This is a genomic window from Azonexus fungiphilus (assembly GCF_003634965.1).
Taxonomy (GTDB): Bacteria; Pseudomonadota; Gammaproteobacteria; order Burkholderiales; family Rhodocyclaceae; genus Azonexus; species Azonexus fungiphilus.
The window spans coordinates 13,319-31,099 of sequence record NZ_RBXP01000018.1; the positions used below are offsets into that span (position 1 = coordinate 13,319).

Consider the following 17,781-nt stretch of genomic DNA (forward strand, 5'->3'; position numbering starts at 1 on the left):
ACGTTCGCGTTGCCTGTTTCGGCGCAGGCTAACTTGCGCAGCAAGTTAAGGGCGCAGCCCGGCCGTAGCCAAAACCGCCAGTTAGGTCGCGGAGGCAAATTATGAGCAAAACCATCATGATCATGGCCGGCGGGACTGGCGGCCACATTTTCCCGGCGCTTGCCGTCGCGCACCGGATGCGCGATGCCGGCTGGCGCGTCGTCTGGCTCGGCAACCCGGAAGGCATGGAAGCCCGCCTGGTGCCGCAACACGGCTTCGAGATGGTCTGGGTGAAATTCTCGGCATTGCGCGGCAAGGGGCTGCTGCGCAAGCTGCTGCTGCCGGTCAACCTGCTGCGCGGTTTCTGGCAGGGGCTCAAGGCGATCCGTCAGGTGCGGCCGGACGTGGTCCTCGGCATGGGCGGCTACATCACCTTCCCGGGCGGCATGATGGCGGCACTGAGCGGCATCCCGCTGGTGCTGCACGAGCAGAATTCGGTCGCCGGCCTGGCCAACCGCGTGCTCGCCGGTGTCGCCGACCGCATTGCCAGCGGTTTTCCCGAGGTGCTCAAGAAGGGCTTGTGGCTGGGGAATCCGGTGCGTCCGGAAATCGCCGCGCTGGCGCCGCCGGCCGAGCGCTTTGCCGGTCGCGACGGCGCCCTGCGCGTGCTGGTGATCGGCGGCAGTCTGGGCGCCCAGGCGCTCAACGAGGCGGTGCCCAAGGGCATGTCGCTGCTCGCCGCCGACCAGTTGCCGCAGATCGTCCATCAGGCCGGCGAAAAACACATCGAGGCACTCAAGGCCGCCTATGCCGCGGTTGGCGTCCAGGCCCACTGCGTGCCGTTCATCGAGGACATGGCCGGCGCCTACGAATGGGCCGATCTGGTTATTTGCCGTTCCGGCGCGTTGACCGTGGCCGAACTGGCGGCGGTCGGCGTGGCCAGCATCCTGGTGCCCTTCCCGCATGCGGTGGACGATCACCAGACCGGCAACGCCCGCTTCCTGGTCAATGTCGGCGGCGCCTTCCTGCTGCCGCAAAGCGAACTGACGCCGGAAGCGGTGGCGCTGGTGCGCAACTACTCTCGCGGTCAACTGCTGGAAATGGCCGAAAAGGCCCGCAGCCTGGCCAAGCCCGAGGCCACCGCCGACGTGGCCCGGCTCTGCATGGAAATTGCCAAATGAAGCACAAGGTCAAACACATCCACTTCGTCGGCGTCGGCGGCTCGGGCATGAGCGGCATCGCCGAAGTCCTCGCCCACCTCGACTACACGGTCAGCGGCTCCGACCTCGCCGCCAGCGCCACGACGCGCCGGCTCGAAGGCGAGGGCGTGCGGGTCACCATCGGCCACGCCGCCGGCAACATTGCCGGTGCCGATGCGGTGGTGGTGTCGACGGCGGTCAAGGAAGACAATCCGGAAGTCGTCGCCGCCCGCGAAAAGCGCATCCCGGTGGTGCCGCGGGCGCAGATGCTGGCCGAACTGATGCGCCTCAAGCGCGGCATCGCCATCGCCGGTACCCACGGCAAGACGACGACGACCAGTCTGGTCACCAGCATCCTGGCCGAAGGCGGCATCGATCCGACCTTCGTCATCGGCGGCCGTCTCAATGCCGCCGGCGCCAACGCGCGGCTGGGCGGCGGCGATTTCCTGGTGGCCGAGGCCGACGAGTCGGACGCTTCCTTCCTCTTCCTGTCGCCGGTGATTTCGGTGGTCACCAACATCGACGCCGACCACATGGAAACCTACGGCCACGATTTCGAGCGGCTCAAGGGGGCCTTCGTCGATTTCCTCAACCGCCTGCCGTTCTACGGCGTTGCCGTGCTCTGCAGCGACGACGCCAACGTGCGCGCGATCATGCCGCAGGTGAGCAAGCAGATCGTCACTTACGGGCTGAGCCCGGAATCGAACTTCTACGCCGAGGACATCGTCGCCGACGGCGCCCGCATGCGGTTCACCTGCGTCCGCGTCAATGGCACCACCTCGCGCCTGGCGATCACCCTGAACACGCCGGGCCTGCACAACGTGCTCAATGCGCTGGCGGCGATCGCCGTCGCCACCGAGGTCGGTGTCGCCGACGCGGCGATCGTCAAGGCGCTGGCCGAGTTCAAGGGCGTCGGCCGCCGTTTCCAGCGCTACGGTGAAGTTGCGCTGCCAGCCGGCGGCAGCTTCACGCTGGTCGACGACTACGGCCATCACCCGGTGGAAATGGCAGCGACGCTGGCCGCGGCCCGCGGCGCCTTCCCCGGTCGGCGCCTGCTGCTGGCTTTCCAGCCGCATCGCTACACGCGCACCCGCGACTGCTTCGAGGACTTCGTCAAGGTGTTGTCCACGGTCGACGCGCTTTGTCTGGCAGAAATCTATGCCGCCGGCGAGGCGCCGATCGTCGCCGCCGACGGCCGTTCGCTGGCGCGCGCGTTGCGCGTCGGCGGCAAGGTCGAGCCGGTGTTCGTCGAAGATATCGCGGCGATGCCGCAAACGATCATGGATGTCGCCCGCGATGGCGACGTGGTACTGACCATGGGCGCCGGTTCGATCGGTGCGGTGCCCGGCAAACTGGTGGAAGGCAAATGAGCGGTTTCGGCAAGGTCGCAGTCCTCTTCGGCGGAACTTCCGCCGAGCGCGAGGTTTCCCTGAACAGCGGTGCGCGCGTGCTGGCCGCCCTGCTGGGCCAGGGCATCGACGCCCACGCCTTCGATCCGGCCGAGCAGCCGCTCGACGCGCTGAAGGGCTATGACCGCGCCTTCATCGCCCTGCACGGGCGCCATGGCGAGGACGGGACGATCCAGGGCGCGCTTGAAGTCATGCACATTCCCTACACCGGCTCCGGCGTGCTCGCCTCGGCGCTGGCCATGGACAAGTTCCGCACCAAGCTGATGTGGCAGGCGGCCGGCTTGCCGATCCCCGAATATGCGCTGCTCAGCGCCGCTTCGGATTTTGCCGATATCGAGGAAGAACTCGGCCTGCCGCTGTTCGTCAAGCCGGCGCGCGAAGGTTCGTCGATCGGGGTGACCAAGGTCAAGGCGCCGGGCGAGCTGAAGGCTGCCTATCTCGAGGCGGCCCGCCACGACCCGCTGGTGATCGCCGAAAAGGGCGTGATGGGCGGCGAATACACGGTCGGCATCGTCGGCGACCAGGTCCTGCCGATCATCAAGATCGAGCCGGCGACCGAATGGTACGACTACGAAGCCAAGTACAACCGCGACGACACCCGCTACCTGTGCCCCTGCGGCCTGCCGGAAGCCCGGGAGATGCAGATCCGCGCCCAGGCACTGGAGGCTTTCCGCATGCTCGACGGGCGCGGCTGGGGGCGGGTCGATTTCCTGATGGACGACGCGGGCAACCACTATTTCCTGGAAGTGAACACCGCACCGGGCATGACCGACCACTCGCTGGTGCCGATGGGCGCGCGGGCGGCGGGCATGGACTACCCGGCGCTGGTGCGTCGCGTCCTCGAACTGGCGGCCAACGACTGAGGCGATGAATGTGGCACAAACCGCAACTGCTGACTGCGCTTGCCGACCTGCTCATGCTGGTCGCCGCGGCTGCCTTGCTGGCGGCGGGCGCCGTCTGGCTGGTGCGGGTGCCGTCGCTGCCGGTCAAGCAGGTGGTGTTTACCGAGCCGCTGGCCCACACGCGCCGCGGCGAGATCGAGCAGGTGCTGCCGTCGGCCTTGCGCGGGAACTTCTTCAGTCTCGATCTGGAAGCGGTGCGGGTGGCGCTCGAGCAGCTGCCCTGGGTGCGCAAGGTGCAGGTGCGGCGGGTCTGGCCGGCGACGCTGGAAATCGCGGTCGAGGAGCATCGGCCGCTGGCACGCTGGGGCGAAGGTTATGCCGAGATGGTCAACAGCCACGGCGAGGTCTTCGCGGCCTTGCTGCCCGAGGCGGAGATGGCCGGGTTGCCGTTGCTGGCCGGGCCGCCGGGGACGGCGCGGGAAGTGCTGGCGCGCTATGCGGAGTTCACCGCCGCCTTTGCCGCGGTCAAGCAGCGGCCGGTGCAGCTGGCGTTGTCGCCGCGTCTGGCCTGGCGGGTGAAGCTGGACAACGGGATGCGTATCGAGATCGGGCGGGAGCATCCGAAGTCGCCGGTGGGCGCGCGCTTGCAGCGTTTTGTCGACGTCTATCCGTCGATGGTGGCGAATTTGCCGGTAACCCCGGCGGTCGTGGATTTGAGATATCCGAACGGTTTCGCGATGAAGGTCGCGGGCGAGGGGAAGGGAAAGTAAGACTATGAGCAGGGACAACAAGGATCTGGTGGTTGGCCTGGATATCGGAACGTCGAAGATCGTCGCGCTGGTCGCCGATCTCGACCACGAAGGACGGCTGAGCGTGATCGGCATGGGCTCGCAGGATTCGCGCGGGCTGAAGAAGGGGGTCGTGGTCAACATCGAGGAAACGGTGCACACGATCAGCCGCGTCATCCAGGAAGTCGAACTGATGGCCGACTGCAAGGTCAGCCACGTGTATACCGGGATCGCCGGCAGCCACATCAAGAGCTTCAACTCGAACGGCATGGTCGCGATCAAGGACAAGGAAGTCACCTCGGCCGATGTCGATCGTGTCATCGAGACGGCGCGGGCGATGCCGATCCCGGCCGAGCAGGAAATCCTGCACATCCTCACCCAGGAATTCGTCATCGACGGCCAGGACGGCATCCGCGAGCCGATCGGCATGAGCGGCATGCGCCTCGAAGTGAAGACGCACATCGTCACCGGCGCCGTCTCGGCGGCGCAGAACATCGTCAAGTGCGTGCGCCGCTGCGGCCTGGAAGTGAACGACCTGGTGCTGCAGCCGCTGGCGTCGAGCTACGCGGTGCTCTCCGAGGACGAGAAGGATCTCGGCGTCTGCCTGATCGACATCGGCGGCGGCACCACCGACATCGCCGTGTGGACGCAGGGCGCGATCCGCCATACCTCGGTGATTCCCATCGCCGGTGACCAGATCACCAACGACATCGCGATGGCCTTGCGCACGCCGACCCGCGAGGCCGAAGACATCAAGTGCAAGTACGGTTGTGCCCTGGCGCAACTTGCCGACATTTCGGAAAACCTCGATGTGGCAGGGGTCGACGACCGTCCGAGCCGGAAATTGAGCCGCCGCGCGCTGGCCGACGTGATCCAGCCGCGCGTCGAGGAACTCTACGAGCTGATCCAGAACGAACTGCGCCGCGCCGGTTTCGAGGAAGTCCTGTCGTCCGGCATCGTCCTCACCGGTGGCGCCAGCGTCATGCCCGGCATGGTCGAGCTCGGCGAGGAAATCTTCCACATGCCGGTTCGCCTGGGCAATCCGAAGTACGACGGCAGCCTGTCCGACGTCGTCCAGAACCCGCGCTTCTCGACCGCCTTCGGCCTGCTGCTCGAGGCCCAGGCGCAGCGCAAGCGGGGACAGAAGATTCAGGAGAAGCAGGGCATCCGCGATGTCTTCTCCAGCATGAAGCAATGGTTTTCCAAGAATTTTTGATTTGTTTTTGAACGGTTTTTTCAGAGGAGGTCGTCATGTTTGAAATCATCGAGAAGGAAGAAGAACTCGGCACCATCATCAAGGTGTTCGGGGTCGGGGGCGCCGGTGGCAATGCCATCGAGCACATGATTCGCGAGGGCGTGAACGGGGTCGAGTTCATTGCCGCCAATACCGATGCGCAGGCACTTGCCCGCAATGCCGCATCGTCCAAGCTGTCGCTCGGCAAGAGCGGCCTGGGGGCCGGCGCCAAGCCGGAAGCCGGCAAGATGGCGGCCGACGCGCACCGCGACGAAATTCGCGCCGCGCTGGAAGGTTCGCACATGGCCTTCATCACCGCCGGCATGGGCGGCGGCACGGGTACCGGTGCCGCCCCGGTGGTCGCCGAGATTGCCCGTGAAATGGGCATCCTGACCGTCGGCGTGGTGACCAAGCCGTTCAGTTTCGAGGGCGGCAAGCGGATGAAGTCGGCGGAAGCCGGCATCGCCGAATTCTCCAAGCATGTCGATTCGCTGATCGTCATCCTCAATGACAAGCTGATGGAAGTCATGGGCGACGACGCGGATGTCGACGATTGCTTCAAGGCGGCCGACGACGTGCTCAAGAACGCGGTCGGCGGCATCGCCGAAATCATTACCTACCCGGGCTTGGTCAACGTCGACTTCGAAGACGTGCGCACGGTGATGGGCGAGATGGGCCGCGCGATGATGGGTTCGGCCGCCGCTGCCGGCGTCGACCGGGCGCGCATCGCTGCCGAGCAGGCTGTTGCCTCGCCGCTGCTCGAGGGTGTGAACCTGTCCGGCGCACGCGGCGTGCTGGTCAACATCACCGCCGCCAAGGGCAACCTGAAGATGAAGGAAGTCAACGAAGTGATGAACACCGTCAAGGCCTTTGCTGCCGACGACGCGCACATCATCTTCGGCGCCGTGTACGACGAACTGATGGGCGATGCGCTGCGCGTCACCGTCGTCGCCACCGGCCTCGGCCAGGCTGCCGCCAAGCGTCAGACCTTCGAGGTGATCAACACCCCGATCGTCGAAGCCGTCGCTACCGGCACGCATGATGCGGTCGCCTTCAGCAGTTCGCCGGCCATCGACTACAACCAGATCGCCGACGTCCCGGCCGTGGTCCGCAAGCGCAACGTCACCGTCGAGGCGCTGGCCAACAGCGGTGTCGATCGCTACGACATCCCGGCCTTCCTGAGAAAGCAGGCCGACTGACCTGTAACAAAAGCTCTCTCTGAAAAAGGGTGGCGGCGCATTGTGTTAAAATGCGCCGCCTTCCCCAATCATTCAAAGACTTAAAACAACAATGCTGAAGCAACGCACGCTGAAGACCGTGATCCACGCCTCGGGCGTCGGTCTGCATGGCGGTGTCAAGGTCAACCTGACCTTGCGCCCGGCCGCACCGGATAACGGTATCGTCTTCCGTCGCGTTGATCTGCCCGAACCGGTCGACATTCCCGCGCAAGCGGTCCTGATCGGCGACACCCGCATGTGTTCCTGCCTGGAGCGCGACGGGGTCAAGGTCGGTACCATCGAACACCTGATGTCGGCGCTCTGTGGCCTCGGCATCGACAATGCCTGGATCGACATCGACGCGCCGGAAGTCCCGATTCTCGACGGCTCGGCTGCGCCTTTCGTCTTCCTGATCCAGTCGGCCGGCATCGAAGAACAGAATGCGGCCAAGAAGTTCATCCGCGTCACCCGCCCGATCGAAGTCCGTGACGGCGACAAATGGGCGCGCTTCGAGCCCTACGAGGGCTACAAGCTGGCTTTTTCGATCGTCTTCAACCACCCGGCGATCGACAAGTCGGCACAGCAGGCGGAAATCGATTTCGCAGAGCAGTCCTACGTCCGCGAAGTGTCGCGGGCGCGCACCTTCGGTTTCATGCAGGAAGTCGAATACCTGCGCGAGAACGGCCTGGCGCTCGGCGGCGGACTGGAGAACGCGATCGTCCTCGACGAGTTCCGCGTCCTCAACCAGGACGGGCTGCGCTACGGCGACGAGTTCGTCAAGCACAAGATCCTCGATGCCGTTGGCGACCTCTACCTGATCGGCCATCCCTTGCTGGCCGCTTACTCCTCGCACAAGGGCGGCCACGCCCTGAACAACCAGTTGGCGCGGGCGCTGCTGGTGCAGCAGGACGCCTGGGAACTGGTCAGCTTCGGCGAGGCCGAGCGGGCGCCGCAGGGCGTCACCCGCTGGCTGGCCCAGGCAGCCTGATCCGCCATGTGGCTGCTGCGCCTGCTGGCGGCCATTCTCGTCATTGCCGTCGGCGCCGGCCTGCTCCTCTACGCATTTACCGGCCGCCGCGAATACCTCGCCTTCAGCGGCCGCTTGTTCCGTTATGGCATCGTTTTCGCGCTGCTGGTCTTTGCCCTGATGTTCGTCGAGCGACTGGCGGTCATTCCCGTATAGCGGCGCGCTGCAACAATGTGTCGAGCGCCGTGCGCAAGGCGCCCTGGGGCAGCATGTTGACGGTCGACCGCAATAATCCGGCAGTTTTGCCGGAGATCGGCTTGAGTGTGGAAGTCGTTGATCGCACAGGTGTTTGTCGAGGTTGAACTTTGACCTCGATGTCGTTACACTCCATCCCCTCAATCGATAATTCGCCACAAAGTCGCCGGTTCATCTGGCGTAGCTTGGCAGCGACCGCGCCGTTGTCGGCGTGGATAACCACTTTCCCCGACTTGTAGTTCGCGACATGCGCTGCATGGCGCAAGGCGCCGGGGGCAACAGCGTCGAAACGGCTGGCCAGCTTCATCAGTTGCCGCGCATGGGCCATGACCCGGCCGGTTGCGGCATCGGCGTCGAGGTATTGCTGGGGCGCTTTGTACATAGGAGGTTCCGTGCAGATCATCATTGTTTCGCGCCATCTGAGCTCGGCGCGCACGATCACCATTATGCCTCGCCACGTGATCGGGGCGGTGGCCGTCTTCTTCGCCCTGGTGTTCCTGGTCTCGGCGCTGTTCTCGATGATGTCGCTGCATTTCCGCCTGCCGATCGTGGACAGCATCCTGGTCTCGATCCAGCAGCAGGAAACCCGCCAGACCCGCGACTACATCACCAACAACCTGAACCTGATGGCGACCCGGCTGGGTGAATTGCAGGGTCGCCTGCTGCAGCTCGATACGCTCGGCAACCGTGTTTCCGACCTGGCCGGGATCAAGCGCAAGCTGCCCGCCGAGGGCGAGGCGAAGCCGGGGCAGGGTGGCCCCTTCCTGCCGGCGCCGATGTCGGCGAGCGAGTTGCAGCAGGAAATCGAGCGCCTGGCGTCGGCCGTCGAGCAGCGCGCCGAGGAGCTGGCCTTCATGGAATTCCACCTGCTGGAAAAGCGGATCGAGGAGCGCCTGATGCCGACGACGCTGCCGGTGCGCAATGCGGTCATCGGCTCCGGCTTCGGCTATCGCAACGATCCGTTCGCCGGCCTGCGCTCGCGGCACGACGGCCTCGATTTCTCGGCGCCGAGCGGAACGCCGGTGGTCGCCGCGGCCGACGGTGTGGTCGTGACCGCCGCCTATCATCCCGAATTCGGCAACATGATCGACGTCGACCACGGCGACGGCCTGCTCTCGCGCTATGCTCACCTGTCGAAGATGGATGTCGCCGAGTCGCAGATCGTCCGTCGCGGCGAGCGCATCGGCGCGGTCGGCAGTACCGGGCGCTCGTCCGGTCCGCACCTGCACTTCGAGGTGCGCATGCTGGGCGTGCCGCAGAATCCGGTTACCTTCCTCAAGCGTGGCGACGGCCACGCCGCCCTGCCGCGCCGCTGAGGCCGACTCCTTTCCGGCGGCGAGCCGCCGCCGCCGTCCCGGGCGGCCGTGCTAGAATCGCCGCTTCCTTGCCGCGCCTGCGCAAGTCCTTACTTCATCGCGATGATATCCGGCCTCCTCAAAAAGATTTTCGGCAGCCGCAATGACCGGCTGATCAAGCAGTACTCCCAGAACGTCAAGCGCATCAATGCGCTCGAGCCGCAGATTTCGGCGCTGACCGACGAGCAGCTGCGGGCCAAGACCGACGAATTCCGCCAGCGCCATGCTGCCGGCGAGTCGCTCGACGACCTGTTGCCGGAAGCCTTTGCCGTGGTCCGCGAAGCCGGCAAGCGGGCGCTCGGGATGCGCCATTTCGATGTCCAGATGATCGGCGGCATGGTCCTGCACTACGGCAAGATCGCCGAAATGCGTACCGGTGAAGGCAAGACGCTGGTGGCGACGCTGCCGTCCTACCTCAACGCGATTTCCGGCAAGGGCGTGCACGTGATCACCGTGAACGATTACCTGGCCAGCCGCGATGCGGCCTGGATGGGCAAATTGCACCGTTTTCTCGGGTTGACCGTCGGCGTCAACCTGTCGCAGATGGATCACGAGGCCAAGCAGGCAGCCTACGCCGCTGACATCACCTACGGCACCAACAACGAATTCGGCTTCGACTACCTGCGCGACAACATGGTCTACGCCGCCGACCAGCGCGTCCAGCGCAGCCTGAACTACGCCATCGTCGACGAAGTCGACTCGATCCTGATCGACGAGGCGCGCACGCCGCTGATCATTTCCGGCCAGGCCGACGACCACACCGATCTCTACCTGCGGATGAAGGACGTCGTTCCGCAACTGGTCCGCGCCCAGGAAGAGAACGGCGAGGGCGACTACTGGGTCGACGAGAAGGGCCACCAGGTGCACCTCTCCGAAGCCGGCTACGAGCGCGCCGAGACCCTGCTCGCCGAGGCCGGTCTGCTGGCCGAGGGCAGCAGCCTCTACGACGCCGCCAACATCACGCTGATGCACCACCTGAACGCGGCGCTGCGTGCGTTGACGCTGTTCAACAAGGATCAGCACTACGTCGTCCAGAACGGCGAAGTGGTCATCGTCGACGAATTCACCGGTCGCCTGATGGCCGGCCGCCGCTGGTCCGACGGCCTGCACCAGGCGGTCGAGGCCAAGGAAGGCGTCAAGATCCAGGCGGAAAACCAGACCCTGGCCTCGATCACCTTCCAGAACTACTTCCGCATGTACGGCAAGCTCGCCGGCATGACCGGCACCGCCGACACCGAAGCCTACGAATTCCAGCAGATCTACGGCCTGGAAACCGTCGTCATCCCCACCAACCGGCCGATGTCGCGCAAGGACATGAACGACCTGGTCTACAAGACGGCCGAAGAGAAGCACGCGGCGATCATCGCCGATATCAAGGACTGCGCGCAGCGCGGCCAGCCGGTACTGGTCGGCACCACCTCGATCGAATCGTCTGAATTGCTGTCGGCGCTGCTCGACAAGGAAAAGCTGCCGCACCAGGTGCTCAACGCCAAGCAGCACGCCCGCGAAGCCGAGATCGTCGCCCAGGCCGGCCGGCCGGGGATGATCACGATCGCCACCAACATGGCCGGCCGCGGTACCGACATCGTCCTCGGCGGCAACATCGAGAAGCTGCTCGACGCCGTCCGCGCCGACGAAACGCTGTCAGCGGAAGCCCGCGACGCCAAGGTCGCCGAGATGAAGGCCGAATGGCAGACGGTGCACGAAGCCGTGCTCGCCGCCGGCGGTCTGCACATCATCGGTTCCGAGCGCCACGAGTCGCGCCGCATCGACAACCAGCTGCGTGGCCGCGCCGGTCGCCAGGGCGACGCCGGTTCGTCGCGCTTCTACCTCTGCCTCGACGATCCGCTGCTGCGCATCTTCGCCGGCGAGCGCCTGCGCGCCATCATGGACAAGCTGAAAATGCCGGAAGGCGAGGCCATCGAGCACCCGCTCGTGACCCGCTCGCTGGAATCGGCGCAGCGCAAGGTCGAGGCCCGCAACTTCGACATCCGCAAGCAACTGCTCGAATACGACGACGTCGCCAACGACCAGCGCAAGGTCATCTACCAGCAGCGCAACGAACTGCTCGAGACCGAGGACATCGGCGAGACGATCAGCGCGATGCGCCAGAGCGTGATCGCCGAGATCTTCCGCCTGCATGTGCCGGCCGAGTCGGTCGAGGAGCAGTGGGACCTCGACGGCCTGCAGCGTGCCCTCGCCGGCGACCTGCTGATCGCGCCGCCGGTTGCCGACTGGGTCAAGGCCGAGCCGACGCTGACCGACGAGGAAATCCTCGCCCGCATCAATGAAGGCGCCGATCAGGCCTACCAGGACAAGGTCGCGCTGGTCGGTGAAACCACCTTCCGCCAGTTCGAGCGCAACGTCATGCTGCAGAGTCTCGACACCCACTGGCGCGAGCACCTGGCCGCGCTCGACCACCTGCGCCAGGGCATCCACCTGCGCGGTTACGCGCAGAAGAACCCGAAGCAGGAATACAAGCGCGAGTCCTTCGAGCTGTTCGAGACGATGCTCGACCAGGTCCGCCGCGAGGTCACCCGCGTCGTCTTCACCGTGCAGATCCGCTCGCCGGAAGACGTCGAGGAAACCGCGCCGCACGCCGACGTCAGCAACGTCAAGTACCAGCATGCCGATTACGACGAAGCGCTGGCCGACGAGAGCGGCGAGGCCAACCAGCCGGTCGAGAACGGGCCCAAGGTCGGGCGCAACGATCCCTGCCCCTGCGGTTCCGGCAAGAAATACAAGCACTGTCACGGTAAACTGTCCTGAACATCGAATAACCCCCAAGGCACCCTTCGCGGTGCCTTGATGCTGTTGGAGCCCCTGCCATGCCCGTCAATTACGCCACCCCGACCGCCGATCAACTGTTCGCCGTGGCCGGCGTCCGTCTCGGCGTCGCCGAAGCCGAAATCCGCAAGAAGAACCGCCGCGACCTGACGCTGGTCGCCCTCGACGCCGGTTGCACGGTGGCCGGCGTGTTCACCCAGAACCGCTTCTGCGCCGCGCCGGTCCAGCTGTGCCGCCAGCATCTGGCGAGCGGCCAGGAAATCCGCGCCCTGGTGATCAACACCGGCATCGCCAACGCCGGCACCGGCGAGCCCGGCCGCCAGACCGCCCGCCAGACCTGCGAGGCGGTCGGCGAACTGCTCGGCGTGGCGGCGGAACAGGTGCTGCCGTTCTCCACCGGCGTCATTCTCGAACCGCTGCCGGTCGAACGGATCAAGGCCGGCCTGCCGGCGGTCTTCGCCGATCTCAAGGCGGACAACTGGCACGCTGCCGCGCACGGCATCATGACTACCGACACGGTGGCCAAGGCGGCCTCGCGGACGCTCACGGTCAACGGCAGGAAAATCACGATTTCCGGCATTTCCAAGGGCGCCGGCATGATCCGGCCGAACATGGCGACCATGCTCGGCTTCCTCGCCACCGACGCCGGCATCGCCCAGCCGCTGCTCGACCAGCTGGTCAAGGAAGCGGCCGACGCTTCGTTCAACTGCATCACCGTCGATGGCGACACCTCGACCAACGATTCCTACGTGATGATCGCCACCGGCCAGTCGGGCGCCAGCTTCGCCGCAGCAAGCGACGCCGGCTGGGCCGAGGTCAAGGCGGCGATCGTTGCCGTGTCGGTCGAGCTGGCGCAGGCCATCGTCCGCGACGGCGAAGGCGCCACCAAGTTCATCACCGTCGCCGTCGAGGGCGGCAAAACGATCGAGGAATGCCGCCAGGTCGGCTACGCCATCGGTCATTCGCCGCTGGTCAAGACCGCCTTCTTCGCCTCCGACCCCAACCTCGGCCGCATCCTCGCCGCCGTCGGCTATGCCGGCATCGCCGACCTCGATGTCGATGCCGTCAAGGTCTGGCTGGACGACGTGCTGGTTGCCGAAAACGGTGGTCGTGCCGCCGCCTACCAGGAAGCCGACGGCGCCCGGGTGATGGCGCAGGCCGAGATCACCGTGCGTGTCGCGCTCGGTCGCGGCGACGCGGCGGCCAAGGTCTACACCTGCGACTTCTCGTACGACTACGTCAAGATCAACGCCGACTACCGCTCGTAAGCCATGCGCGACATCCGCCGCGACCTGACCCGCAACACGCTGGCGATCGTTTTCGTCGCCGGCCTGGCGGCGCTGTCGCTGTGGGTGTTGCGGCCTTTCCTGGCGGCCGGTGTGTGGGCAGCGATGATCGTCGTTGCCACCTGGCCGCCGTTCGTCGCCCTCGAAGCCCGGCTCGGCGGCCGGCGGGCGCCGGCGATCGCGCTGATGACGCTGGCCATGCTGCTCCTGCTGGTGCTGCCGCTGTGGCTGGCGATCGATACCATTTTTGCCCACGCCGGGCAGTTGACCGTGATCGTCAATCAACTGGCGAGCAACGGCCTGCCGCCGCTGCCGGCCTGGCTGGCCGGCTTGCCGCTGGTCGGCGAGCGTCTTGCCGGGCTCTGGCAGCAGCTCGCCAGTGGCGGCGCCGACGGTCTGGTCGCCCAGGTGTCGCCCTACGCCGCCGATACCGGCAAGTGGGTGCTGGCCCAGGTCGGCGGCCTGGGCGGCATGCTCGTGCAGTTCTTCCTCGTCGTTACCCTGGCCGCGATCATGTATGCCGGCGGCGAGGACGCGGCGCGCCTGGTGCGCCGCTTCGGCCGTCGCCTGGCCGGCGCGCGCGGCGAGAATTCGGTGATCCTGGCCGCCCAGGCGATCCGTGGCGTGGCTTTGGGCGTCGGCGTCACTGCGCTGGTGCAGACGGTACTCGGCGGCCTTGGCCTGGCGCTCGCCGGCGTGCCGCTGGCGGCGCTGCTGTCGGCGCTGATGCTGATGCTCTGCATCGCCCAGGTCGGCCCCCTGCCGGTGCTGCTGCCGGCCGCTGGCTGGTTGTTCTGGATGGGCGATAGCGGCTGGGCGGTGTTCCTGGTGGTGTGGAGCGTGATCGTCGGCAGCCTCGACAACTTCCTGCGCCCGGCGCTGATTCGCCGTGGCGCCGACCTGCCGCTGCTGCTGATCTTCGCCGGTGTCATCGGTGGCATGCTCGGCTTCGGCCTGGTCGGCATCTTCGTCGGGCCGGTGGTCCTCGCCGTCACCTGGACGCTGCTCCAGGCGTGGATTGCCGACGCCCTCGGCGACGACTCAGCGACGGATCAGGCGGATGCGCCGGAACCAGCCGCCGGCGAGGGCCGGGCTGTCGTCGCGCAGGATGAGGCCGGGGCTGCTCTCGAGCAAGTCCTCGAAAACCACGTCGAGGCGGGTGGCGACACGCCGCGCTAGCGGGTTGAGCAGGCGCCGCAGCGGTGCCTTCTGATCGCGGCGCAGGAACTTGTCGAGGATCAGCGCCTCGCCGCCGGGTTTCAGCACCCGCGAAATCTCCGCCAGACAGAGCGCCGGCTGCGGTACCACGGCCAGGATCAGGTGGGCGACGACGCCGTCGAAACTGGCGTCGGCGAACGGCAGGCGGTGCATGTCGCCCTGCACCGCGGTGAACGTCAGGTGGCCGGCGCGCGGCAGGCTGCGCCTGAGCATGGCGCCGGTCAGGTCGAGCCCGATGTAGCGATGCCGGGCCGGCAGGTGGGGCAGGTCGAGACCGGTGCCGACGCCGGCGAGCAGGATCGTGCCCGCGGTCGGCGGCAGTCGCGCCAGGCTGGCCCGGCGCATGCCGCGGGTGGCCCGGTCGACGGCCAGGTCGTAGAAGGGCGCGATCAGGCGGTAGCTGTGCTGCAGCCCCATTCAGTGCAGTGCGCGCGGAATCGCCAGGACGAACTCGGGGATTTCGGCATCGAAATGCGTGCCGTCCTCGGCCACCATCTGGTAGCTGCCCTTCATCGTGCCGACCGGCGTCGTCAGCGACGAACCGCTGGTGTACTCGAAGCGCTCGCCCGGCTGCAGCAGCGGCTGCTTGCCGACGACGCCGAGGCCGCGCACTTCCTGCACCTGGTTGTTGGCGTCGGTGATGATCCAGTGGCGCGACACCAGCTGCGCCGGCACGCTGCCGACGTTGCGGATGGCGATGGTGTAGGCGAAGACGTAGCGGTTGTCGTCGGGGTCGGACTGCTCGGGAATGAATTGCGGGGTGGGGATGATTTCGATGCGGTACTTGTCGGGGGCGCTCATGGGATAATTTGGTCTCTTGTTTTCAGGGAAGCATCATGTCAGCCAGTGATTTCGTCATCGCACCGAGCATTCTGTCCGCCAATTTCGCCAAACTGGGCGAGGAAGTGGCCAACGTCATCGCCGCCGGCGCCGACTGGATCCACTTCGACGTGATGGACAACCATTATGTTCCCAACCTGACCATCGGACCACTCGTCTGCGAGGCGATCCGCCCCTGTACCGACGCGCCGATCGACGTGCACCTGATGGTCAAGCCGGTTGATCGCATCGTTCCCGATTTCGCCAAGGCCGGCGCCAACATCATCACCTTCCACCCGGAAGCCTCCGAGCACATCGACCGCACCCTGTCGCTGATCCGCGATGCCGGTTGCCAGGCCGGCCTGGTCTTCAACCCGGCGACGCCGCTCGATTACATGGACTACGTCATGGACAAGCTCGACGTTGTCCTGCTGATGAGCGTCAATCCCGGCTTCGGCGGCCAGAAGTTCATTCCCGGCACGCTGGCCAAGGCCCGCCAGGCCCGGGCCAGGCTCGACGCCTACCAGCGCGACAGCGGCCGGCGCATCCGCCTCGAGATCGACGGCGGGGTCAATACCGGCAACATCGCCGAGATCGCCCGCGCCGGCGTCGATGCCTTCGTCGCCGGTTCGGCCGTCTACGGCGCCGGCAAGGACAGCGATGCGCACCGCTACGACTCGATCATCGCCGCCCTGCGTGGCGAACTGGCCAAGGTTTGAGGCGGCGCCGGGTGGACAGCGGCAAAGCGCATGCGCTAGACTGCGTTCCACCCGTCGCCTCCGGCCGGGCCTTCTCTACACCTCACGACAAATGACCGCTTCCCGCAACTGGATCATCGAGCTTCGTTGGCGCCCCTGGCGTCCATAATCTCTCGCCCGTCTGGCGCCGAGTCTGTCGGCGCACCCAGTTGCAGCACCCCGTCATCGTTGTCGTACCCGAGGTATTCCATGACCGAAACCGAATTCAACGCGCTCGCCGCGCAAGGCTACAACCGTATTCCCGTCACGCTGGAAACGTTTGCCGATCTCGACACGCCGCTGTCGATCTACCTCAAGCTGGCCAACGGGCCGTTCACCTACCTGCTCGAATCGGTGCAGGGCGGCGAACGCTTCGGCCGCTATTCGATCATCGGCCTGGCCTCGCCGACGCGCATCGTCGTGCATGGCCACGAAGTGCTGGTGCTCACCGGCAACCGCATCGCCGAGCGCGAGCACGATGCCAACCCGCTCGATTTCATCGACAGCTACATGAAGCGTTTCCGGGCGCCCGAGGCGACCGGCCTGCCGCGCTTCCTCGGCGGCCTGGTCGGCTGCTTCGGCTACGACACGATCCGCTACATCGAGACCAAGCTGACCCGGACCCAGCGTCCGGACGAAATCGGCACGCCCGACATCCAGTTGCTGCTGTCCGAGGAAATCGCCGTCGTCGACAACCTGTCCGGCAAGCTGACGCTGATCGTCTATGCCGAACCCGGTTTTCCCGGCGCTTACCAGAAGGCGCGCGCCCGGCTCAAGGAATTGCTGGTCAAGCTGCGCCAGCCGGTGGATATCCCCGGCGAGGCGCCGGCGCGTTCGGAGCCGGCGGTGTCGGTGTTCGGCGAAGCCGCCTTCAAGCAGGCGGTGAAGAAGGCCAAGGACTACATCACCGAGGGCGACGTCATGCAGGTGGTGCTCTCGCAGCGCATGACCAAGCCCTTCCACGCCAGCCCGCTGGCGCTGTACCGGACGCTGCGCAGCCTCAACCCGTCGCCCTACATGTTCTATTTCGACTTCGAGGACTACCACGTCGTCGGCGCCTCGCCGGAAATCCTGGTCCGGCTGGAAGGCGACCGCGTCACCGTGCGCCCGATCGCCGGCACGCGCAAGCGCGGCGCCTCGCCGGAAGAGGATGCGGCACTGGCCGCCGACCTGCTGTCGGATGCCAAGGAGCTGGCCGAGCATACCCAGTTGCTCGACCTCGGCCGCAACGATTGCGGTCGCGTCGCGAAGATCGGCAGCGTCAAGCTGACCGAGCGCATGGTCATCGAACGCTACTCGCACGTGATGCACATCGTCTCCAACGTCGAAGGCCGGCTGGAAAAGAGTTTCGATGCGGTCGACGTGCTCCGGGCGACCTTTCCCGCCGGTACCGTCTCCGGCGCGCCGAAGGTCCGGGCGATGGAAATCATTGACGAGCTGGAGCCGGTCAAGCGCGGCATCTACGCCGGTTCGGTCGGCTACCTCGGCTTCAACGGCGACATGGACCTGGCCATCGCCATCCGCACCGCCGTGGTCAAGGACGGCAAGCTGCACGTGCAGGCCGGCGCCGGCATCGTTGCCGATTCGAATCCCGACTCCGAATGGCAGGAAACCCAGAACAAGGCGCGCGCCGTGCTGCGCGCCGCCGAACTGGCCGAGCAGGGCCTGAACACGCGGATGGATTGAGGG

Annotated in this window: 16 protein-coding genes and 1 pseudogene; 14 read left to right on the forward strand and 3 right to left on the reverse strand. The window is 66.1% G+C overall.

Features of this window, described 5'->3' with window-relative positions; all coding sequences use genetic code 11:
* The first annotated feature begins 101 nt into the window (after positions 1-101).
* The 8 genes from murG to DFR40_RS13825 all read left to right on the forward strand — a co-directional run bounded on the left by murG (position 102) and on the right by DFR40_RS13825 (position 7,851).
* Positions 102-1,160, forward strand: coding sequence for an undecaprenyldiphospho-muramoylpentapeptide beta-N-acetylglucosaminyltransferase (gene murG / locus DFR40_RS13790; RefSeq protein WP_121459085.1), 1,059 nt, complete (start codon positions 102-104; stop codon positions 1,158-1,160).
* Complete coding sequence (murC, locus tag DFR40_RS13795; RefSeq protein ID WP_121459086.1) at positions 1,157-2,548, forward strand: UDP-N-acetylmuramate--L-alanine ligase; 1,392 nt, start codon at positions 1,157-1,159, stop codon at positions 2,546-2,548. Before murG ends, murC begins: the two co-directional genes overlap by 4 nt.
* Complete coding sequence (locus DFR40_RS13800) at positions 2,545-3,450, forward strand: D-alanine--D-alanine ligase (RefSeq protein WP_121459087.1); 906 nt, start codon at positions 2,545-2,547, stop codon at positions 3,448-3,450. The genes murC and DFR40_RS13800 overlap by 4 nt, the downstream gene beginning before the upstream one ends.
* 8 nt (positions 3,451-3,458) lie before the next feature.
* On the forward strand, positions 3,459-4,199 hold the full coding sequence (locus DFR40_RS13805; RefSeq protein ID WP_121459088.1) for a cell division protein FtsQ/DivIB: 741 nt from the start codon (positions 3,459-3,461) through the stop codon (positions 4,197-4,199).
* Between the two features lie 4 nt (positions 4,200-4,203).
* Positions 4,204-5,433, forward strand: a complete 1,230-nt coding sequence (gene ftsA / locus DFR40_RS13810) for a cell division protein FtsA (protein ID WP_121459089.1) — start codon at positions 4,204-4,206, stop codon at positions 5,431-5,433.
* A 35-nt stretch (positions 5,434-5,468) separates the two neighbouring features.
* The gene (gene ftsZ, locus DFR40_RS13815) at positions 5,469-6,650 is read left to right on the forward strand and encodes a cell division protein FtsZ (RefSeq protein ID WP_121459090.1); all 1,182 of its coding nucleotides are present in this window, start codon (positions 5,469-5,471) and stop codon (positions 6,648-6,650) included.
* Positions 6,651-6,741: 91 nt separating this feature from the next.
* Positions 6,742-7,656, forward strand: a complete 915-nt coding sequence (lpxC, locus tag DFR40_RS13820) for a UDP-3-O-acyl-N-acetylglucosamine deacetylase (protein ID WP_121459091.1) — start codon at positions 6,742-6,744, stop codon at positions 7,654-7,656.
* A 6-nt stretch (positions 7,657-7,662) separates the two neighbouring features.
* The gene (locus DFR40_RS13825) at positions 7,663-7,851 is read left to right on the forward strand and encodes a hypothetical protein (protein WP_121459092.1); all 189 of its coding nucleotides are present in this window, start codon (positions 7,663-7,665) and stop codon (positions 7,849-7,851) included.
* Here DFR40_RS13825 and DFR40_RS13830 read toward each other — a convergent pair.
* The gene (locus DFR40_RS13830; protein WP_170160232.1) at positions 7,838-8,272 is read right to left on the reverse strand and encodes a DciA family protein; all 435 of its coding nucleotides are present in this window, start codon (positions 8,270-8,272) and stop codon (positions 7,838-7,840) included. The genes DFR40_RS13825 and DFR40_RS13830 overlap by 14 nt on opposite strands.
* A 10-nt stretch (positions 8,273-8,282) precedes the next feature.
* Here DFR40_RS13830 and DFR40_RS13835 point away from each other — a divergent pair, with 10 nt between their 5' ends.
* From DFR40_RS13835 to ydiK, 4 genes and pseudogenes are all read left to right on the forward strand, one after another.
* Complete coding sequence (locus tag DFR40_RS13835; RefSeq protein ID WP_245985691.1) at positions 8,283-9,206, forward strand: M23 family metallopeptidase; 924 nt, start codon at positions 8,283-8,285, stop codon at positions 9,204-9,206.
* Positions 9,207-9,308: 102 nt separating this feature from the next.
* Complete coding sequence (gene secA / locus DFR40_RS13840) at positions 9,309-12,014, forward strand: preprotein translocase subunit SecA (protein ID WP_121459095.1); 2,706 nt, start codon at positions 9,309-9,311, stop codon at positions 12,012-12,014.
* A 59-nt stretch (positions 12,015-12,073) separates the two neighbouring features.
* Positions 12,074-13,300: a bifunctional glutamate N-acetyltransferase/amino-acid acetyltransferase ArgJ gene (gene argJ / locus DFR40_RS13845; protein ID WP_121459096.1), complete on the forward strand. Its 1,227-nt coding sequence runs from the start codon at positions 12,074-12,076 to the stop codon at positions 13,298-13,300.
* Positions 13,301-13,303: 3 nt separating this feature from the next.
* Positions 13,304-14,338, forward strand: a pseudogene (ydiK, locus tag DFR40_RS13850) (AI-2E family transporter YdiK); the annotation flags it as partial.
* 21 nt (positions 14,339-14,359) lie between these two features.
* Here the strand turns inward: ydiK and DFR40_RS13855 are convergent.
* Positions 14,360-14,953 (reverse strand): class I SAM-dependent methyltransferase, encoded by a 594-nt coding sequence (locus DFR40_RS13855; protein ID WP_121459097.1) that lies wholly within the window; start codon positions 14,951-14,953, stop codon positions 14,360-14,362.
* Positions 14,954-15,337 (reverse strand): Co2+/Mg2+ efflux protein ApaG, encoded by a 384-nt coding sequence (gene apaG, locus DFR40_RS13860; protein ID WP_121459098.1) that lies wholly within the window; start codon positions 15,335-15,337, stop codon positions 14,954-14,956.
* A gap of 35 nt (positions 15,338-15,372) precedes the next feature.
* Here apaG and rpe point away from each other — a divergent pair, with 35 nt between their 5' ends.
* Both rpe and trpE read left to right on the forward strand, forming a co-directional pair.
* Positions 15,373-16,074, forward strand: coding sequence for a ribulose-phosphate 3-epimerase (gene rpe, locus DFR40_RS13865; protein WP_121459099.1), 702 nt, complete (start codon positions 15,373-15,375; stop codon positions 16,072-16,074).
* A 228-nt stretch (positions 16,075-16,302) separates the two neighbouring features.
* Positions 16,303-17,778, forward strand: a complete 1,476-nt coding sequence (trpE, locus tag DFR40_RS13870) for an anthranilate synthase component I (protein WP_121459100.1) — start codon at positions 16,303-16,305, stop codon at positions 17,776-17,778.
* Positions 17,779-17,781 lie beyond the last annotated feature (3 nt).

Bases quoted from the DNA above. Each gene is read 5' to 3' on its own strand.
- murG (WP_121459085.1), top strand. From the start codon at position 102: ATGAGCAAAACCATCATGATCATGGCCGGCGGGACTGGCGGCCACATT.
- murC (WP_121459086.1), top strand. From the start codon at position 1,157: ATGAAGCACAAGGTCAAACACATCCACTTCGTCGGCGTCGGCGGCTCG.
- DFR40_RS13800 (WP_121459087.1), top strand. From the start codon at position 2,545: ATGAGCGGTTTCGGCAAGGTCGCAGTCCTCTTCGGCGGAACTTCCGCC.
- DFR40_RS13805 (WP_121459088.1), top strand. From the start codon at position 3,459: ATGTGGCACAAACCGCAACTGCTGACTGCGCTTGCCGACCTGCTCATG.
- ftsA (WP_121459089.1), top strand. From the start codon at position 4,204: ATGAGCAGGGACAACAAGGATCTGGTGGTTGGCCTGGATATCGGAACG.
- ftsZ (WP_121459090.1), top strand. From the start codon at position 5,469: ATGTTTGAAATCATCGAGAAGGAAGAAGAACTCGGCACCATCATCAAG.
- lpxC (WP_121459091.1), top strand. From the start codon at position 6,742: ATGCTGAAGCAACGCACGCTGAAGACCGTGATCCACGCCTCGGGCGTC.
- DFR40_RS13825 (WP_121459092.1), top strand. From the start codon at position 7,663: ATGTGGCTGCTGCGCCTGCTGGCGGCCATTCTCGTCATTGCCGTCGGC.
- DFR40_RS13830 (WP_170160232.1), bottom strand. From the start codon at position 8,272: ATGTACAAAGCGCCCCAGCAATACCTCGACGCCGATGCCGCAACCGGC.
- secA (WP_121459095.1), top strand. From the start codon at position 9,309: ATGATATCCGGCCTCCTCAAAAAGATTTTCGGCAGCCGCAATGACCGG.
- argJ (WP_121459096.1), top strand. From the start codon at position 12,074: ATGCCCGTCAATTACGCCACCCCGACCGCCGATCAACTGTTCGCCGTG.
- DFR40_RS13855 (WP_121459097.1), bottom strand. From the start codon at position 14,953: ATGGGGCTGCAGCACAGCTACCGCCTGATCGCGCCCTTCTACGACCTG.
- apaG (WP_121459098.1), bottom strand. From the start codon at position 15,337: ATGAGCGCCCCCGACAAGTACCGCATCGAAATCATCCCCACCCCGCAA.
- rpe (WP_121459099.1), top strand. From the start codon at position 15,373: ATGTCAGCCAGTGATTTCGTCATCGCACCGAGCATTCTGTCCGCCAAT.
- trpE (WP_121459100.1), top strand. From the start codon at position 16,303: ATGACCGAAACCGAATTCAACGCGCTCGCCGCGCAAGGCTACAACCGT.